The 16,962-nt window shown below is 61.8% G+C and carries 15 protein-coding genes; 7 read left to right on the top strand and 8 right to left on the bottom strand.

What is annotated here, in order from left to right; translation table 11 throughout:
- Positions 1-13 precede the first annotated feature (13 nt).
- The 8 genes from CBM2588_RS31120 to tssJ all read right to left on the bottom strand — a co-directional run bounded on the left by CBM2588_RS31120 (position 14) and on the right by tssJ (position 9,767).
- Positions 14-496 (bottom strand): hypothetical protein, encoded by a 483-nt coding sequence (locus tag CBM2588_RS31120; RefSeq protein ID WP_231942269.1) that lies wholly within the window; start codon positions 494-496, stop codon positions 14-16.
- The gene (locus tag CBM2588_RS25920; protein WP_147298438.1) at positions 493-1,230 is read right to left on the bottom strand and encodes a hypothetical protein; all 738 of its coding nucleotides are present in this window, start codon (positions 1,228-1,230) and stop codon (positions 493-495) included. The genes CBM2588_RS31120 and CBM2588_RS25920 overlap by 4 nt, the downstream gene beginning before the upstream one ends.
- A 148-nt stretch (positions 1,231-1,378) precedes the next feature.
- Complete coding sequence (locus CBM2588_RS25915) at positions 1,379-2,425, bottom strand: PoNe immunity protein domain-containing protein (protein ID WP_115683135.1); 1,047 nt, start codon at positions 2,423-2,425, stop codon at positions 1,379-1,381.
- Positions 2,426-2,428: 3 nt separating this feature from the next.
- Positions 2,429-3,904, bottom strand: coding sequence for a hypothetical protein (locus CBM2588_RS25910; RefSeq protein WP_115683134.1), 1,476 nt, complete (start codon positions 3,902-3,904; stop codon positions 2,429-2,431).
- The gene (locus tag CBM2588_RS25905; protein WP_172583667.1) at positions 3,901-6,906 is read right to left on the bottom strand and encodes a type VI secretion system Vgr family protein; all 3,006 of its coding nucleotides are present in this window, start codon (positions 6,904-6,906) and stop codon (positions 3,901-3,903) included. Before CBM2588_RS25905 ends, CBM2588_RS25910 begins: the two co-directional genes overlap by 4 nt.
- 78 nt (positions 6,907-6,984) lie before the next feature.
- Positions 6,985-7,779, bottom strand: coding sequence for a type IVB secretion system protein IcmH/DotU (icmH, locus tag CBM2588_RS25900; protein ID WP_115683132.1), 795 nt, complete (start codon positions 7,777-7,779; stop codon positions 6,985-6,987).
- On the bottom strand, positions 7,776-9,122 hold the full coding sequence (gene tssK, locus CBM2588_RS25895) for a type VI secretion system baseplate subunit TssK (protein ID WP_018007532.1): 1,347 nt from the start codon (positions 9,120-9,122) through the stop codon (positions 7,776-7,778). The genes icmH and tssK overlap by 4 nt, the downstream gene beginning before the upstream one ends.
- A 39-nt stretch (positions 9,123-9,161) precedes the next feature.
- Positions 9,162-9,767: a type VI secretion system lipoprotein TssJ gene (gene tssJ / locus CBM2588_RS25890; protein ID WP_115683131.1), complete on the bottom strand. Its 606-nt coding sequence runs from the start codon at positions 9,765-9,767 to the stop codon at positions 9,162-9,164.
- 388 nt (positions 9,768-10,155) lie between these two features.
- On the opposite strand from tssJ, the gene CBM2588_RS25885 reads away from it, so the two are divergent.
- The 7 genes from CBM2588_RS25885 to tssG all read left to right on the top strand — a co-directional run bounded on the left by CBM2588_RS25885 (position 10,156) and on the right by tssG (position 16,902).
- The gene (locus tag CBM2588_RS25885) at positions 10,156-10,743 is read left to right on the top strand and encodes a tetratricopeptide repeat protein (protein ID WP_115683734.1); all 588 of its coding nucleotides are present in this window, start codon (positions 10,156-10,158) and stop codon (positions 10,741-10,743) included.
- Positions 10,744-10,779: 36 nt separating this feature from the next.
- Entirely contained in the window at positions 10,780-11,295 is a 516-nt protein-coding gene (gene tssB, locus CBM2588_RS25880; RefSeq protein WP_012355842.1) for a type VI secretion system contractile sheath small subunit, read from the top strand.
- Positions 11,288-12,778 (top strand): type VI secretion system contractile sheath large subunit, encoded by a 1,491-nt coding sequence (gene tssC / locus CBM2588_RS25875; RefSeq protein ID WP_062803262.1) that lies wholly within the window; start codon positions 11,288-11,290, stop codon positions 12,776-12,778. The genes tssB and tssC overlap by 8 nt, the downstream gene beginning before the upstream one ends.
- A gap of 94 nt (positions 12,779-12,872) precedes the next feature.
- Positions 12,873-13,376: an Hcp family type VI secretion system effector gene (locus CBM2588_RS25870; protein WP_012355844.1), complete on the top strand. Its 504-nt coding sequence runs from the start codon at positions 12,873-12,875 to the stop codon at positions 13,374-13,376.
- Between the two features lie 61 nt (positions 13,377-13,437).
- Positions 13,438-13,911 carry a type VI secretion system baseplate subunit TssE gene (gene tssE / locus CBM2588_RS25865; protein ID WP_012355845.1) on the top strand — a complete coding sequence of 158 codons (474 nt, stop codon included), beginning with the start codon at positions 13,438-13,440 and terminating at the stop codon, positions 13,909-13,911.
- 88 nt (positions 13,912-13,999) lie between these two features.
- Positions 14,000-15,847: a type VI secretion system baseplate subunit TssF gene (gene tssF / locus CBM2588_RS25860; RefSeq protein ID WP_115683130.1), complete on the top strand. Its 1,848-nt coding sequence runs from the start codon at positions 14,000-14,002 to the stop codon at positions 15,845-15,847.
- Positions 15,811-16,902, top strand: coding sequence for a type VI secretion system baseplate subunit TssG (gene tssG / locus CBM2588_RS25855; protein WP_115683129.1), 1,092 nt, complete (start codon positions 15,811-15,813; stop codon positions 16,900-16,902). The genes tssF and tssG overlap by 37 nt, the downstream gene beginning before the upstream one ends.
- Positions 16,903-16,962: the final 60 nt, after the last annotated feature.

Below are 16,962 nucleotides of genomic sequence, written 5' to 3'. Positions count from 1 at the left end.
GCTATCGTCCCGGTCAAAAGGGCGATTCGATCGCATCTGCACTACGCTTGAGCCATTCCAAACCTCCCGATCGGAGGTTGTTCAGTGTGACATGACCTGTTCCACAAGCAGCACTAAGCCTTTCGTGCGATTTTTTCCACTGTTTGGATTGTTCATCGGTCATCCAGCCGAGTGGTTGTTCGATGAGGCCGCGATAGTCGGTGGTGGGCGAGTTAAGAAAGCCAATCATGGGCATATAGTCGCCTTCATCCTTAATGAACTTAATTCCGCGGCGAATATTGTCGGCATGCTGTAGGTAGCGCGAAACCCAGTAATCCAGCCGAGCTTGGCGATGGAATCCATGGCCGGTGATGAAACTGTTGTACAGGTTGGCAAAATCTTCGCATAGCGTTGCACACAATTCGTAAAAGCGGAAAGACGTGGTCTGATAAAGAAACCACGCATCCTGATCCAGGTTGCGGGGGAGGTTGTAGGGGCGAAGATTTGTTGTGCTCATCTTTGGGTGTCTGGTAATGCGAGCATGATGCCTTTTGCTTCGGAGTGATTCCAGTCAGAGAACCCCCAACCCGTTTCAAAAGGGCCGCGCACATGTTTATCATTGACCTTTCCACGTAACACAGCCGGCGCCGTACGTCCGCTTACGTCCTCCCAGTCAATGCGGCTATCTATCTGGTCCGGCTTACGGCCAGGCAACGCCTTGCCAGTGCCGGGATCGATGCGTGGCCGAGTTGGTGCGAGCGTATCGGCAGTTGGAAAGAACACAAGCTGATCGGCACCACCAGGCAGGTGATAGGGCGTTCCATCAAGCTCCTGTGAGGCTGCTGGGCCTTTCCATACCGGGAGCGCTTCGCCAGCCGAGACCTCATATACAACATATTGACCATTCTGGTTCCAATCCGGCTTGACTGCCAATCGCTTTCGCCAATCCGCACGATTCTTGAGGCTGTCTAGCCGTTTCGCTGTAATCTTCAAAATTGTGCGAACCGGGCTTGTGAACTGCTCCAACCCATTTGCCATTTTTTGCTTGTTTTTGGCAAGGAAATCCAGAAAATCGTTCAGTTTCTCCCTTGTTGATCCCGAAGATGAAAGCTCTCCGAGGAGATCTTCCATGATAACCAGCGTTCCCAGTGAATAGCGGTTGCAGTATTCATTCCTCTGTTTTCCGCGCTGTATGTCATGGGAAAGCACAAGGTCGGTGGCAATGTGATGGGTTGCCGTGGCTAGCAGCATCGCGTTGAAAGAACTCCGGATGCTTGTTTATGCTTATTGTTATTGAGTCCACCCACCGTAACAAGTCTTCGGTCGTATGTAGCCTTATGTGAGCTGACAAGATTGGCTACAGAAATTTCTTTCAACCCATCACCATAGGTATGTGCAGTTACAGTCCGGGATCAGATTGATCGATGTCCCACTGCCAAATAGTCGTCCCGTAGTCTGTGGCAACAACTGGCATTGTTTCGCCCTGCCGGAAGTAGCGGCGAGACCCTGCCTTCGCGGGTGTCATCCAATAACCAGCTTTTGGACATGGGCTGTTTGCTACGGAGTGTAGGTGAGCCATCGAAGAATCCGTGATTGCTTCCAATGCAACCGATTTTTGTTGCCGTCCAAACTGGGCAAGATCCGCTGGATAGAACGGTTTTTTGCGGAAGCCCTCATCATCTATATCTAGGATAACTGAAATGGCAGCTGCCTCAAAACTCCAGTAACCGAGGTAATTGTGGTTACGTCCTTTTGTGTGCGAGTCATAATAAGGTTCGCGCCGGCTGGCCTTGTACCATTCGTCAAGATAGCTGCTCATCAATGCGGCCCGCTCATCTACCGACGCATCGAAGATTTTCAGGGTCTTGAAATAGGGAAGATGCCGAGTGCATGTGTCCGGCGGCGTACCGCGATTTGGCAAGTACGGTGCCACCAAGCGCTCCAGTAGGCCATCCATATCCTCGTTCTCATAGTCCCATAACGCTGCGATGCTGGGAAGTAGAGTGGAATGGCCCAATAAGATAGCAAAACTTGTCAGGCGGATCGCAAACCAATAATCTTTGTCATAAAGATCCAGATGAGGGACTTTCCGTCCGCCGGCATTAGGCGTGCGATGAAACATGGTATGATATTCTGCATAAGTTTTCCAACTTCCTACCACTTCGGGAAAGAAAGCGCGCAGACTATCAAGTGATCCTCCCGCACTATACTGCGCATGCAGTGCCGTCAGGTAGTCCCAAGCTTTTTGTCTTGTTCCGCCCATTACGGCAGTAATGGCCTCATTCTGGTCTGGGCTTTCTCTTATCCGTTTGGAAATATTATCGTCTGTTATCAATCTTTGGCTTTCTTTTGCATCGTCCATCAGATCGATGTAGGCATCGATGTCAAGCATCAAGTCGCGGCGATTTTTGAAGGCAGACTCGGAGATGATATTAAGGGTTGCCATTTGCTATTCTTGAAGGATGCCGTCGGGAATGCTAATAACGGGCTTTTGAATTTCGTGTTGTGACTTTTTGTGTAATTCTTTTTGTCGGCCTGTGACCATGATAATCCAGCGAGTGTATGGTGGGTTCGCTTTCCTATCAATAGTATATTCGCGATAAAAGGATTTTATCTGACGCGAAAGTGTTCGCCCAGCCGGGGTTAAAGCTTCTCCAGGGATGGATTGGCTAATCCAAAGATGACTCATCTGGACGCCTTTTGTTTTTGTGTTACCCAGTCCCTTTTTAAGTTCGGTTTCAGCTCCGCTACCACTGGCGCTTACTTTCGGAGAGGACACTAAATCGCGCCCTTCACTTTGAAAGATGTTCGGCTTCCCATTAGTGGATGTAGGGTTCTCGGCCTCAGCCTTACCTAGTGCTTGCAACTCCTGTCGGATATCAGGAGGAAGGGCTGCAATGAACCTGAAAGCACCAAATAGACTGCTCTTTGTTTCACCGATCACACCGGGACGGACATGATTGGAGGACTGTACCCATACGTGATCAATGCCCTGACGCCCGGCCGGACTCCACTCTTCCCACAATTGCCCTACGTTATTAGCCTTCTTGAGGTTGCGCTTATTGCGAGCGCACCAATAGTCCGTGATGTGTTCAGCCGGAACTCCGGATTGCCAACTCTGTTTCTTCTTCCCCGCACGTCGTTGATCTGTCCGTGATCCATTGGTCGTTGTGGCCTCGGTCCCTGTTTTGTCCCGTTTGACTGCTTGCCCTTGGTTGGATGGCGTACTTCCAGAAGGGCGTTTGGCTGTTGCTGCAGTGCCGGTTGGCCCAGTACCGCCGCTATGTGCGGTGCCATGTGCTGAGGTACTGCGCGGCTTGGCGTCTCCGAGGCTTTTCTTCCATAAGGTTTGTAACTCGAAGATGGCTGCATCGAGCATCCTTGGGGCACGCTGTCTCAAGTCCTTAATTTGGCTAATCAGATATGCGACTTCTTGCTTACCGATCACCGACCGAGCTACCCAACTGTCCAAGCCGTCAATGAATGCACCCATTACGTCATCGAAATTCCGTTTAAGTGTCTTGGCCAATGAGTCCCAGTTGACTGTCCGAAACCATTTTTCGATATTCCCCTTCAGCTTTGGAGACACCGCATCCAAGATCCGAGGCAACGCATGACCTGACTTCAACATGCGAAACGACGTTTTCAGTGCATCACCGAGTGCCGGAACGCAGCCTATTAGGGTAATGGACATATCTAGCCAGCCTGCCGGACTCGTAGGATTCCTGCTAATGACGATGACGCCGACAATAATGTCGCGTACATCCATTGCTTGCCCAAGGCCCGGAATCACGCTGAGAACCCCAGACACAATAATCTGCGAAGGCGAGCTTCCTTCGCCAGTGACCAGTCCTTTCAGCCAAGTTCCGAGATCGTCATCCGCCGCTTTGAGCGCGCCTCTGAGTGCAATACTTTGTGAGCTCAAGATTGCACCTCCTGACCCTCAGGATGGACTGACCGATAGCCCGACAGAGCTCGCATTGAATCAGCTTCGCTGGCGGCAAGGTAATCGGAATAATGCGCCTCGACTTCGATTTCGATGCTTCCTTCTCCTTCTGTCAATGAGGCTTGCATGGCTTCAATTTCGTCGGGGAAGTAGTTGTCATTGAGATAGGCATCCTCCTGAGCCATGAAATCCTGCAAGCGTTTGCCTGCTTCTTCAAGGGTGGGAGGTGCGCCGGTACCAAAGTATGGATTGGCGGGAGCGATATGTCGCGGCTCGGCGGGGAATTGAGCTTCGCCGTAGCTTACGGTATAGGTGCCAACAGGTACGCCTTCCAAGCGAGCGTGACCCATGCCGTCTAGGTTTCCCTTTCGCGAAGTGCCGTCAGCAAACGTTATGGTGTAAGGGGCTCCGCTCATCGGAAGTGCGTAGGCGTCGCGATAATTTAGTTCGAGCCAGCTCGCGTTCTGTGCGGGTACCGGCAGCGCCGCCAACTCCGCCGGACTCCCCCCAGCCCCCACCATGGGATGCCCAGCCCCCTTCACCGACAACAACCCCGGTGTCTCAAACGTAATCGCATTCCCGTCCAGCACGATCCGCGACGAGCCACCGTGCAGCACCACTTTCTTCTGCGCCAGCACCTCGATGCCGTCGGTCGATGAAGTCACCGTCACCGCCTTGTCCGCCATCACCGCCAGCGCATCGGTATGGGCCTGGATGGAAACCGGTCCGCCGGCCGCAATGGCGCGAATTCCGTTGTTCTGGCTGAACAGGCTCACGCCCTTGGCCGCGGCTGCGGCGACGGTGTTGCCGGCGCCGACATGCCAGTCGGCCTGTGCCAGTCCCAGCAGGTGGCGTCCGGCAAAGATGCTGGTGGTGGCCTGCGTGGCCAGCGCAATCGAGCTGGGCGATTCCGCGACGAGCCACGGTTGCCCGAAGTGCTCGGCAGCGGTGCCGGTATCCGGGCGCTTGGCGTCCTGCTCGTTGACGCGGTCCGGATAGCTGCCGTCCTGCTGGGGGTCGAGGGCCTTGGTCAGCGGTTCGAAAGCGGCGACGGCTCCCAGCGGCAGCGCCTGCTGCGAGGTGGCGGCATCGGACAGGCGCTGGGCGGTACGTTCCGCGGCGGTGATTTGTCCGCGGGCTTCGCGGATGTCGAGCATGGTGCCGGCGGCCCTGGCCTGGACCGTGGTCGACAGCAGCAAGCCGTTGCCGGCGCGCACGATGGCCCACGCGTCGGTGCGCAGTTCGGCGCCGGTGCCACGCCAGGCGCCGCGTTCACCGCTGGCGGGAGCCTGAGCGATCACGTAGCCAAGGTTGAGCTGGGTGTCGGCGGCCGAGCTGGCCAGGCGCATGCGCAGCTGCCCCGTGTTGTCGTCGACCACCCACTGGTTGTAGCCGCCGTCGCCAAGGTTCTGTGAATGCCAGCCGGACAACGCTGTGTTCAGCGGGGCCTCGGTGGCGGGCCAGGGCAGGGCGTCCTGCTCGTTGTGCAGTTGCGCCACCACCATCGGGCGATCGATGTCGCCATCGAGGTAGGTCAGCATGACCTCGGTGCCGGCGCGGGGCAGGTGATGCGCGCCCCAGTTGGGGCCGGCCGCGGCCGTGGCCACGCGCACCCAGGCGGTGACCTGGGTCAGGTCGTCCTGGGCCGGGTCGGCGGCGGTGTCGGCTCTTGGGTCCGCCATCGGCGTGCGCAGCCAGGGCAGGCGCACGCGCACGCGGTGATCGCGCTCGGTGGTCAGCGGGGCGCCGCCTTCGGCGATGACGACGGCAGGCTGTCCTTCCGGTGCGGTGGGCTTGGGCGAGTACACCGGCACGATCGGGGCATCGGCGCGCACGGCTTCGAAGCGGTTGCGGTAGCTGCCGGCCTCGATGTCGGACAGGCCCAGCAGCAACGCCACCTCGGCCCCCAGGTTGTTGGCCGCTTCATGGCGCACGGCCAGCGTGACGAACTCGTTCGCGGCGGTGTCGAAGTGCCCGGTCAGCGTAAAGCGTTCGCCGGCGCCCAGGGCGCGGACGCTGCCTTCGCCCGCGTAGCGCAGGTAGCGGCTTTCATGCGCTTGCGCGCGCAGCTGCGCGGCGCGGCGGGCGGCATCGGCGTCGGGGAAGCGGTACGTGCCGCGCGTTTCGAAGGACTCCAGCGTGGGCCATTCGCCCAGGCTTTCGATGCCGGCGTCGGCGGCGGTGGCGGCCAGGGACTTGTAGTCCCATGAAGCGACGGTAACGGCGTTGGTTCCCGCGGCCGCCTGCAGCGACCAATGGTCGATGGCATCTTCGCGCTCGGTGGCGTCGCTGCGGTGGAAGCGGATGCTGGGCTGCGCGCAGGCGGGGCGTTCGGCCTGGTTGTCGAAGATCACCAGGCAATGGCGGGACTGGGCCTTGTCATCCTGGCTGGATTGTTCGGCGTGGTCCTGCTGATGCTCGAAGCGATAAGACAGACCTTCTTCCGCCAGCAGCCGCGTGACAAAGGCAAGATCGGTTTCGCGGTACTGGCAGCAGACCGAGCGCTTGCGCAGCGGCTGGCTCACCGCCATGCGATATTGGGCCAGCGGGTAGTCGGCCAGCACGTCTTCGACGATCTCCAGCGCGGTCTTGTCCTGGTAGACATAGCAATCTGTGCGCGCGCGCAGGTGATCGAACCAGGTCCCCACCGTCAGCCGGTAGCGGGCCAGGCCGCCGTCGCCGCCGATGGCCGCGCAGCTCTGCACATAGCCGTGCCAAGCGCGGCGCGTGCCGTCGGCCAGCATCAGCCGTAGCGTGATTTCCTCGGTGGCCAGGCGCGCGGTGTCCAGGTGTGCTGACGGGCTAAGGCAATCGATATGGAGCTGGAAGGGCGCGCAGACACCCTCGTGCGCGACGAAGCGCTCCACTACCAGGTCGTCGGCGGTAAGCGCCGTCTCCAGCGTGATCTGGCGCGTGCGCTGGCCCAGCAGCCCGGACAGGGCGGCCATCACGGATGACGGGTAAGAGGACAAGGGCTTCATCGGAGCAGGGTCGCGCTAGAGGGTTCGGCATGCGGGCCTGGATACGGCAGGACCGCCTTCGATGGCATCAACGCGGCATCAGGGCAGCGAGATGGTCAGGTGCGAATAACGCGGCCCCAGCTTGATCACCTGCGAGTAGCCCTGCAGCGTGTCGCTGGTCTGCGAGCGCAGCGTGGTCGACAGCCCCAGGAAGGCCAGCAGTGCGATCAGTGCAAAGACCGCGCCGAAGATCCACAGCGGGGTTTCGCGCTTGAGCGCGTGCGAGATCTTGTCCGGGATCGGCCATTGCGGTGCAAAGGCGGCGCGCTTGCCCTTGATCGCCGAGATCTCGTCGCCCAGCCGTGCGGTCAGGTAGGCCAGTTTCTCGGGCCCTTCCAGGATGTACTTGCCGCGGAACCCCAGCAGCAGGCACATGTGGAAGACTTCCAGCGCCTGCAGGCGCGGCGCGCCGTGCGCGCGCAGTTCTTCCAGCTTGGTGAAGAAGCCTTCGCCGGCCAGTTGCTCGCCGAACAGCACCAGTTGCAGCGGCCGCCGCTCCCACGTGCTGCGGATGCTGAAGTTCGACGCCAGGATGGTCTCGTCGATGGCGGCGCAGAAAGCGTACTTGGCGTCGAAGATGTCTTCGGCCGCCACGTTGAGCCGCTTGGCGCCGCGCTCGAAATCATCGAGGAAGTCGCGCACCTTCTGCAGGAACTCTTCGGCGCTCCCCGGCTGCTGGCCGTTGCGCAGCAGGAACAGCATGAAAAAGCCATCGTAGAGCAGGTCCAGCAGCGTGCGGGCGTGCATGGCGCCGTCGACCGAGCCTGCGGCGGCGGGAGAGGGCTGGCCGGCCGGCGAGGCGCCGAACAGCGAAGGCGTGGAGGTAGCGCTCATGAAGTCACCGCAATCAGTTCAAGTTTGAGTTCCCGGATGCCGGCCGGGGTGTAGATGGTGATGGTCTGCGCCTGCAGCATGCGGTCGTAAAGCGCGCCGCGCGCTTCGATCGCGAAATAGCACGCGCCCGGACGCACCGGGATCGCGGGCGGCACCTGCGGGGTGTAGGTCAACGGCACGCCCGGCATCGACGACAGCACCAGCTTGTCCACGTCGTCCGGGGCGCCGACCTTGAAGCGGCTGGGAATGGCCTCGACCAGCTCGGCCACGGGCATGTCCGCGCTGACCGACAGGTAGAAGCTGGTCTTGTCGTCGATCTTGCCGGAATCCAGCCGCCCCAGATGGAACGAGGGACGGGTCTCGTCCAGCGCGATCGAGAAGTAGCGCGTGGAGATGACGGTATCGAGCAGGTCGCGGATGATGCTGTCCAGCCGCGCAAAGACCGGGCCCGGACTGTCGTGGTCATAGACCGGAAGATCGGCCAGCGTGTGGCTCTTCGAAAAGGTCATCAGCGCGCCGGCCAGGCGCAGCATTTCCTGGAACAGCCGCTCGGGATGCAGTTCGGGATGGTGGAACAGGTGCGCCAGCGCAGCGAAAGAGGCGTTGGCAGTGTGCAGCAGCCAGAACGACGCGATATCGCCCGAGCGGAACTCGATGATGTTCTTGGTGGGTTCGCGATGAAAGCCGTACAGCGCGTTGACCTTGGCCTGCAGCGCATCGATCAGCCGGCGAAGGCGCAGGTACAGCACGGCCGAGGCATTGATCGACAGGCTCGGAGCGACAAAGGTCTCGTCCAGTTCAAAGCCGCCGGTCGCGGTACGCCGGATGCGCACGACCGGCAACGAGATGAACTGGTCGCGCGGCTCGGTTTCGGCCACCAGCCGCACCGCCTTTTTCAGGTAAGTGATGGCGGCCGGCTCGGCTTCGGTGAACAGGTCCGATGTTTCGGTCTGCAGGCCGACATAGCGGGACGACAGCGATCCTTCCGCGTCGTCGCGGTAGTTGCCGCCGGCGTCGTGCAGCGGCTGCAGCGCCAGGTAGAAGGTCAGTTCCGAAGTGCCGGCGGGAATCGCGTCAAGCACCACCGGCGGTGGCAGCTCATCGGCCTGGGGCGCGGAATACAGTTCGCCGTCGGGGAAGAACAGCGACAGCTCCGTCACGCGCAGCACCCCGCTGGCGAGCGCATCGGTGTCAAAACTGGCATTGCGCACGCCCCAGCCGTAGGGCTGGATTACTTGCGCGGTGGCGTGCAGGCGCGACTCATGGTATGCGTCCTGCCGCTGGAAATGCTGGGGCCGCAGGAACAGGCCTTCGCCCCACAGAATCTTGGCGGAATAACTCACGTTTGCCTTTGTTGTCCTTGTTGGTGCCTGTCGGCTACATCAGGTACGGCAGCCGGCTGCCGAGACCAGGTTCAGATTGCTGCTGGCCGCGGCGCCCGCCGGCGTGATGGCATCGCCCACGGTCAGCGTCATGGCGCAGGCATGCAGGCCGATGGTCACGCCGGACTTTTCGCTCCTGGCGCTGTCGAAGGCGAATTTCCAGCGCTGCGGGGCAGGGCTGCGAAACAGCGCCACCACGCCGAAGGTGCCTGCCTCGCGCGTGATCTTTTCCACGATTTCATAGCGCTGGCCGGGAATTAGAGTCATCTCTCTAACTTGTACCAGGTCAGCGCCGAGTGTCTTCTGTTCTCGTTGCGGGTCGATGAAGGTATCGAACGGCGCCTGCAAGAAGCTGGTGGGGTCCTTCAGCTTGTAGAGCCGCACCACGATGGCGGCCGGCCGGTTATCGGCTGCTGCATTGAGGTTGTTGCCGGCGTACAGCTTCAGCGGGACTTCGCGCGGCGGCTTCTGTGATTCCGGCAGGTTGGACGGTTTGAGGCCAACTGCTTCCAGCGCGCCGCTGGCCGCCCCCGCCAGCAGCGTGCCGCCAACCGCGCAGCCTGTCAGCGCCGCAACGCAGACAGCCGCAGCCAGGCCCGCCGCCAAGCTCGCCCGATGGCCTGCGGCGGCGCGGCGCGGGGCGTGCCCGGTTGGCTTGCTGTCCGGCGCCCGACTGAGTTCAATTTGTCGCATGACAGAAGTTAGGAATATCTAATTCAGCAGTTGGAGCCCTATCCAACAAAATGGTAGAGAACTACCAAAAAGTACTAATGCTGACAATATCCACCGATCTGTTGTCAGCCGTAAGCGGCAGAGTGTACTATTCCGGCCAATTCGGGTTCAACACAGTTCTGACATTATTGGCATTTGGCACTTTTCCCAGACGGATCTTGCCAGGGCCAGGCCCGAATCGCCCCGCCGCAATCTTGAACTTTCACAGAGACTCGACGTGAACGACTACAAGCCCAAGTCAGGAATCCATCGCACCCTGGTGATGCTGGCCAGCACCGCCGTGCTGCTCGCCGGTTGCGCAACCTCCAATCCGGGGCCGCAGAGCGATGAGTCGTTCAAGCAAAGCATGTCCGAGGCCGAAGCGGCCCTGGCAAGCGGACAGCGCGAGCAGGCCATCAGCCTGTTCGAGCAGATCGCCAAGAACAATCCGACGCGGGAAGAACCTTGGTCGCGCATGGCGCAGATCGAGTTTGGCGCCGAGCACTATCCGCAGGCGATCGTCGCGGCCGAAGAAGCGCTGCAGCGCGACGCGACCGATCGCAAGGCCAAGAGCGTGCTGGCGGTCAGCGGCCTGCGCGTGGCGCGCCGCTCGCTGCAGGAACTGCGCGCCGACAGCGCCCTGGCTGGCGACGTCCGTTCCGACGCCCAGTTGCTGGCGCAGATGCTGCGCGACACGCTGGGCGAGCAAGTGCTGTTCCCCCGCGACAAAAATGCCGCGCCCGTGGCCAAGCCGGTGCCGCGCCGTCGTGCTGCGCCCGCCAAGCCGACGGCCGCCGCGGCGCCGGCACAGCCGGCGCAACCTGCGGCTTCGGGCGGCGGCAGCGCAGACCCGTTCGGCGCCCTGCGCTGATTATCAGACCGGATTCCGCCAGATCGGAGAGTAGTGATGGCCAAGAAAGAAAGTGTCCAGAAGCGCCTGCAGAAGGTGCGTCCCCCGCGTGTGCAACTGACGTACGACGTCGAGAAAGGCGATGCCATCGAGCAGAAGGAGCTGCCCTTTGTCGTGGGCGTGGTGGCTGACCTGTCGGGCCAGTCGGAAGTGGCGCAGCCCAAGCTGCGCGACCGCAAGTTCGTCAACATCGATCGCGACAACTTCGACGACGTCATGGCGGGCATCGAGCCGCGCGCGGCGTTCCAGGTGCCCAACACGCTTTCCGAGGAAGGCGGCAAGTTCGGCGTGGACCTGAAGTTCCATTCCCTCGAAGACTTCAATCCGGAAGCCGTGGTCGAGCAGATCGAGCCGCTGCGCAAGCTGCTCGAAGCCCGTTCCAAGCTGGCCGACCTGCGCAACAAGCTGGCAGGCAACGACAAGCTGGAAGACCTGCTTTCGGAAGTGCTGACCAATACCGAGTCGCTGCAAAAGCTCGGTGCCAATGCCAGGAACGGTGGCGACGATGCTTGATAACCAGTCCGCTGCAGTTGCCCAGCCCGGTGCGGCTGTCGGCACGTTGAACCTCCTCGACGAGATCGTCGAGCAAAGCAAGGTGGCGAAGTCGGATTCCGAGCATGCGCGCGCCAAGGACATCATCGGCGAGCTGGTCAGCCAGGTGCTGGATGGCACCGTGGTGGTGTCCGACAACCTGTCGGCGACGCTGGATGCGCGCGTGGCCGAGCTGGATCGCCTGATCTCGGCCCAGCTGAGCGCCGTGATGCATGCGCCGGAGTTCCAGAAGCTGGAGAGCACGTGGCGCGGTCTGTCATACCTGGTCAAGGAAACGCAGACCGGCACGATGATCAAGATCAAGGCCTTGAACGCGACCAAGCGCGACCTGGTGCGTGACTTCAAGACCGCCATCGACTTCGACCAGAGCGCGCTGTTCAAGAAGGTCTACGAAGAAGAGTTCGGCACCTTTGGCGGCGCACCGTTCGGCGCGCTGATCGGCGACTACGAAATCACGCGCCAGCCCGAGGACGTCTATTTCATCGAGCAGATGTCGCACGTCGCCTCGGCCTCGCACGCACCGTTCATCGCGTCGGCGTCGCCCGAGTTGCTCGGCCTGGAGACGTTCGCCGATCTCGGCAAGCCGCGCGACCTGGCCAAGGTGTTCGATACCGTCGAATACGCCAAGTGGAAGTCGTTCCGCGAATCCGAGGATTCGCGCTACGTCGGCCTGACCATGCCTCGCTTCCTGGGGCGCCTGCCGTACAACCCGAAGGACGGCACCACGGTCGAGGGCTTCAATTTTGTCGAGGACGTGGACGGCACCGATCATGGCAAGTACCTGTGGTGCAACGCCGCCTGGGCTTTCGGCGCGCGTCTGACCGCGGCCTTTGAGGATTTTGGCTGGTGCGCAGCCATCCGCGGCGTCGAAGGCGGCGGCCTGGTCGAGGACCTGCCGACGCATACCTTCAAGACCGACGATGGCGAGATCGCACTGAAGTGCCCGACCGAGATCGCCATCACCGATCGCCGTGAGAAGGAGTTGAGCGACCTCGGCTTCATCCCGCTGGTGCACTGCAAGAACTCGGACTATGCCGCGTTCTTCGCTGCCCAGTCGGTGCAGAAGCCCAAGAAGTACAACACCGACAGCGCCAATGCCAATGCCGTGCTGTCGGCTCAGCTGCAGTACATCTTCTCCGTGTCGCGCGTGGCGCATTACCTGAAGGCCATGATGCGGGACAAGATCGGCAGCTTCGCTTCAGCGCAGAACGTGGAGAGCTTCCTGAACCGCTGGATCTCCCAATACGTTCTGCTGGACGACAACGCCAGCCAGGAGCAGAAGGCGCAGTTCCCCCTGCGGGAAGCCTCGATCCAGGTGTCGGAGGTACCCGGCAAGCCGGGCACCTACCGCTCCGTCGCCTTCCTGCGCCCGCACTTCCAGCTTGATGAACTTTCGATCTCGCTGCGGCTGGTTGCGGATTTGCCGAAAGCGGCAAACTCCTGACCGCGATCCCTGCGGGGGAATGCGGGCGCAGTACCTAGCAATGCCAGGAAACTGGCAAGAAGCCTAAATAGCGATTTTCATCGAGGGTCTTTCCATGAAGGATATCTACGTCAAGTTCGGCAGCCCGGCAATCAAGGGCGAATCGCAAGACAAGGACCACAAGGACTGGATCGAGGTCAACACCTGGAAGCACAGCATCACGCAGCCGCGTTCGGCAACCGCGTCGACCGCGGGCGGCCACACGGCCGAGCGTTGCGAGCACGGCGAGATGGTGTTCACCAAGGATCTGGACGTGGTCAGCCCGCTGCTGTACCAGCACGTATCGGGCGGCACCACGTTCGACGAAGTCACCATCGACTTCCTGCGTGCCGATGGTGAAGGCAAGCGGGTCAAGTACCTGGAAATCAAGCTGAAGAACGCCATCCTGGGCGCGGTGTCGGCCAACGTCGTTGCCGAAGGCATCCCCAGCGACAGCTTCACGCTGAAGTACGCTGCCGTGCAGTGGAAGTACACGCAGCAGAAGATCGGCGGCAACCAGGGCGGCAACTCGCAGGGCGCCTGGAGCCTGACCAAGAACGACAAGACCTACTCGGTCTGACGTTCCTGCAGTCAAGCCTCGCCGCGGCAGCGTTGCCGCGGCATTTTGCTTGTTCACGCCCATGAAAGGCTTTGAGCCCAGCCTGCTCGACAAGCTCTTCGACGACGAGCCGCACGCGCCGCTGCCTAGCGCGCTGCGGCAATTGTCGCTGGAGGAGCTGAAGGCAACGGTTGCCCGCGACATCGAGTCGCTGCTGAATACGCGCATCGTCCACGAGGACGCCGATTTCAACGGCTTGCCCGAATGCCGGCGGTCGCTGCTGACCTATGGGCTGAATGATTTCGCGGGGCTGAGCCTGGCCAGCTTCGATGACCGTCAGTACATCTGCCAGTCGTTGCGCAATGCAATCGAGCGCCATGAGCCGCGCTTGCAGAACGTCAACGTCGCGCTGTCGGTCAACGAGCGGGCTACCAGCGTGCTGTGCTTTGGCATCAGCGCGGTGCTGCTGGTGGGGCCCGCGCGCGAGCCGGTCAGCTTCGATGCCATGCTGCAGCCATCGACGCTGCAGTATTCGGTCACGCGAGGGCGGGGCTGAAGCGCGGCGGCGGGTCAGGTTGGCCGTCGGAGCCACAGAACTCATCGCTGCGTATCCGCCTTACTAGTGTCACCACCGGCCACACAGAATGGAAGACTTGCTGCCATATTACGAACGCGAACTGGCCTTCCTGCGCCGGTATTCGCGCGACTTTGCCGAGCGCTATCCCAAGATTGCGGCGCGCCTGGCAATGTCGGCCGATGGCTGCGACGATCCCCACGTCGAGCGGATGATCGAATCGTTCGCCTTCCTGTCCGCCCGCATCAGCAAGAAGCTCGACGACGAGTATCCCGAATTCACCGAAGCGCTGCTGGAGGTGCTGTATCCGCACTACCTGAGCCCGTTTCCGTCCTGTTCGATTGCGCATTTCGACGTGGTCGGCATGGCCGCGCAGTTGAGCGCGCCGGTCACGGTGCCGCGCGGCACGTTGCTGACCACGCGCCCGGTTCGCAAGGTGGAGTGCCGTTTCCGCACAGCCTATGACGTGACCTTCCTGCCGTTGCGCGTCGCTGCCGCCGGCTTTGAGCGGGCGGTGTCCGCGCCGTCGACGGTGAACTTGCCGAAGGGGGCAACGGGCGCGATCTCGATCGAGCTGGAGTACCTGGGCGAGCAGGGCGGCTTCGATGCACTGGGCCGCCAGGCGGTGCGCGTGTACCTGGACGGCGAGCCGTCATTCGTTGCTGCCCTGGGGGACGCGCTATTCCTGCACGTGGCCGCGGCGTATGTGGAAGAGCGCCCCGGTGTGTGGAAGCGCCTGCAGCAGGTGCCGCTGCGCGAAGTGGGTTTCGGCGCAGAAGAGGCGCTGATCGACACCCCCGCTCGCTCGCATCCCGCATACCGCCTGCTGAGCGAGCATTTCGGCTTCGCCGAGAAATTCAACTTCTTCGATCTTGACCTGGATCCGGTGCAGCGGGCGCTGTTGCCCGGTGGCGCTGTGCGCCGCGTGACCCTGCACCTGGTACTGACCGAGGTGCGCAGCGACAGCAACACCGCGCGTCTGCTTGAAGGGCTTGGCGCGGCTCACCTGCGCCTGCACTGCACGCCGGTGGTCAACCTGTTCCGGCAAAAGGCCGACCCGATCCGCATCGAACATACCGCCACTGCTTATCCGGTGGTGGCCGACAGCCGCCGCGCACACGGATTCGAGATCTATTCGATCGACCAGGTGCAACTGGTGCGCGAAACCGCAGCCAGTCATGACGTGGTGGAGTTCCGGCCGTTCTACTCTCTGCACCACGGCGAAGATCCGGGCAGCGCCGGACACTACTGGATCGCCCGCCGCAATGCTCTGGTAGCAGAACGCAGCCCGGGCTTCGAGACCGAAATCTCCATCGTCGACTCGGACTTCGATCCCGCCAGCCCACGCACGGAAACGCTGAGCCTGAGCGTGACCTGCACCAACCGCGACCTGCCCGCGCTGCTGGCGTTCGGGCAGCCCGATGGCGACCTGACCATGGAGGGCAGCTCGATCGCTCGCCGCATCAGCTTCCTGCGCAAGCCGACGCCGTCGATGCGGCTGAGCAGCGGGCGCTCGTCGCAGTGGCGGCTGGTTTCGCTGCTGGCGCTGAATCACCTGTCCCTGGTGCAGAACGGCCTGGCCACGCTCAAGGAGATGCTGCGCCTGCATGACCTGCCGCGCAGCGCGATCTCGGCGCGGCAGATCGAAGGCATCGTCGGCCTGGACTACAAGCCGACGACGCAGTGGCTGGCCGGCAAGCCGTTCGCCACCTTTGTGCGCGGGCTCGAGATCCAGCTGACGCTGGACGAGGATGCCTTCGTCGGCACCGGCCTGCATCGCTTTATCCGGGTCATGGATCATTTCTTTGGCCTGTATGTCCACCTGAACAGCTTTGTGCAGCTGGTCGCGGTATCGCGCCGCGGCGGCAAGGAACTGGCAAGATGCGCACCCCGCAGCGGCGAATCGATCCTGGTGTAATCCGCACGCTGCTGCGGCAACCCTACCGCTACGAGTTCTTCCAGGCGGTGCGGTTGCTCGAGCTCCACTATGCGCGCGAAGGTGCCGGCACACCTGAGCAGGTGCTGGCCACGCGCGTCGCCTTCCGCAACACACTGTCGCTGTCATTCCCGCCGAGCGAGCTGCAGTCCATCGAGGCCGCCACGGCGCTGAATGGGGAACTGGAAAGCGATGCGGCCTTTGCGCAGGCCCTGGCCGATGGTGCGCTGGACCAGGTGTCGATCACTCCCACCTTCTTCGGGATGCTGGGCGCGCAGGGCGCACTGCCGCTGCACTACACCGAGATCGTGGCGGAGCGCGAAACCCTGCGCCGCGACCGCGCCGCACGCGCCTTCTTCGATATCTTTTCCAATCGCGCGACGGCGCTGTTCTACCAGGCGTGGAAAAAGTACCGGCTGCCGTTCCAGCACGAAGTCGACCGCAACCGGCACTACCTGCCACTGCTGCTGTCGCTGGCCGGCATGGCGGACAAGTCCATGCGGCGTAGCCTGTCAGCCACGGCGGGGGTCGTGCATGACGAAGCGCTGGCCGGGTATGCCACCGCCGCGCGCCACCGGCCGGTATCGGCCGCCTATTTGCAGCAGGTGCTGTCCGACTACTTCCAGGCTGAAGTACGCGTGGAGCAGTTCGTCGGCGGCTGGTACCAGGTGCCGCCATCACAATATTCGCGGCTTGGCGGCACCAACAACCTGCTGGGTGCCACCGCACTTGCCGGGGCCCGCGTCTGGCAGCGGGACCTGCGCGTGCGGATCTGGATGGGGCCGCTGGGCCGCGAACAGTATCGCAATTTCCTGCCCGGCGCCGAAGGCGCCCTGGCCTTGCGCAAGATGGTGACGGTGCTGTGCGGCGCGACGCTGGAGTACGAAGTCGGCCTGATCTTGCGCGCCAGCGACGTATCCGGCTGCGCGCTCGGCGCCGAGGGCAGCGGCAGGCTTGGCTGGGATACCTTCCTCAGCACCAGGCCCGCGCGCCAGCACCGCAGCGATGCGCGCTACACGCTTGCGCCCGTGCATTAAGTACAGCCTTGCTTTCGTCCCGATTTCGCCACTAACGCGCGCCACCAACGCGATTCACAC

The organism is Cupriavidus taiwanensis, from assembly GCF_900250075.1.
GTDB classification, from domain to species: Bacteria; Pseudomonadota; Gammaproteobacteria; order Burkholderiales; family Burkholderiaceae; genus Cupriavidus; species Cupriavidus taiwanensis_C.
This window is presented reverse-complemented; position numbering and strand designations above follow the sequence as displayed.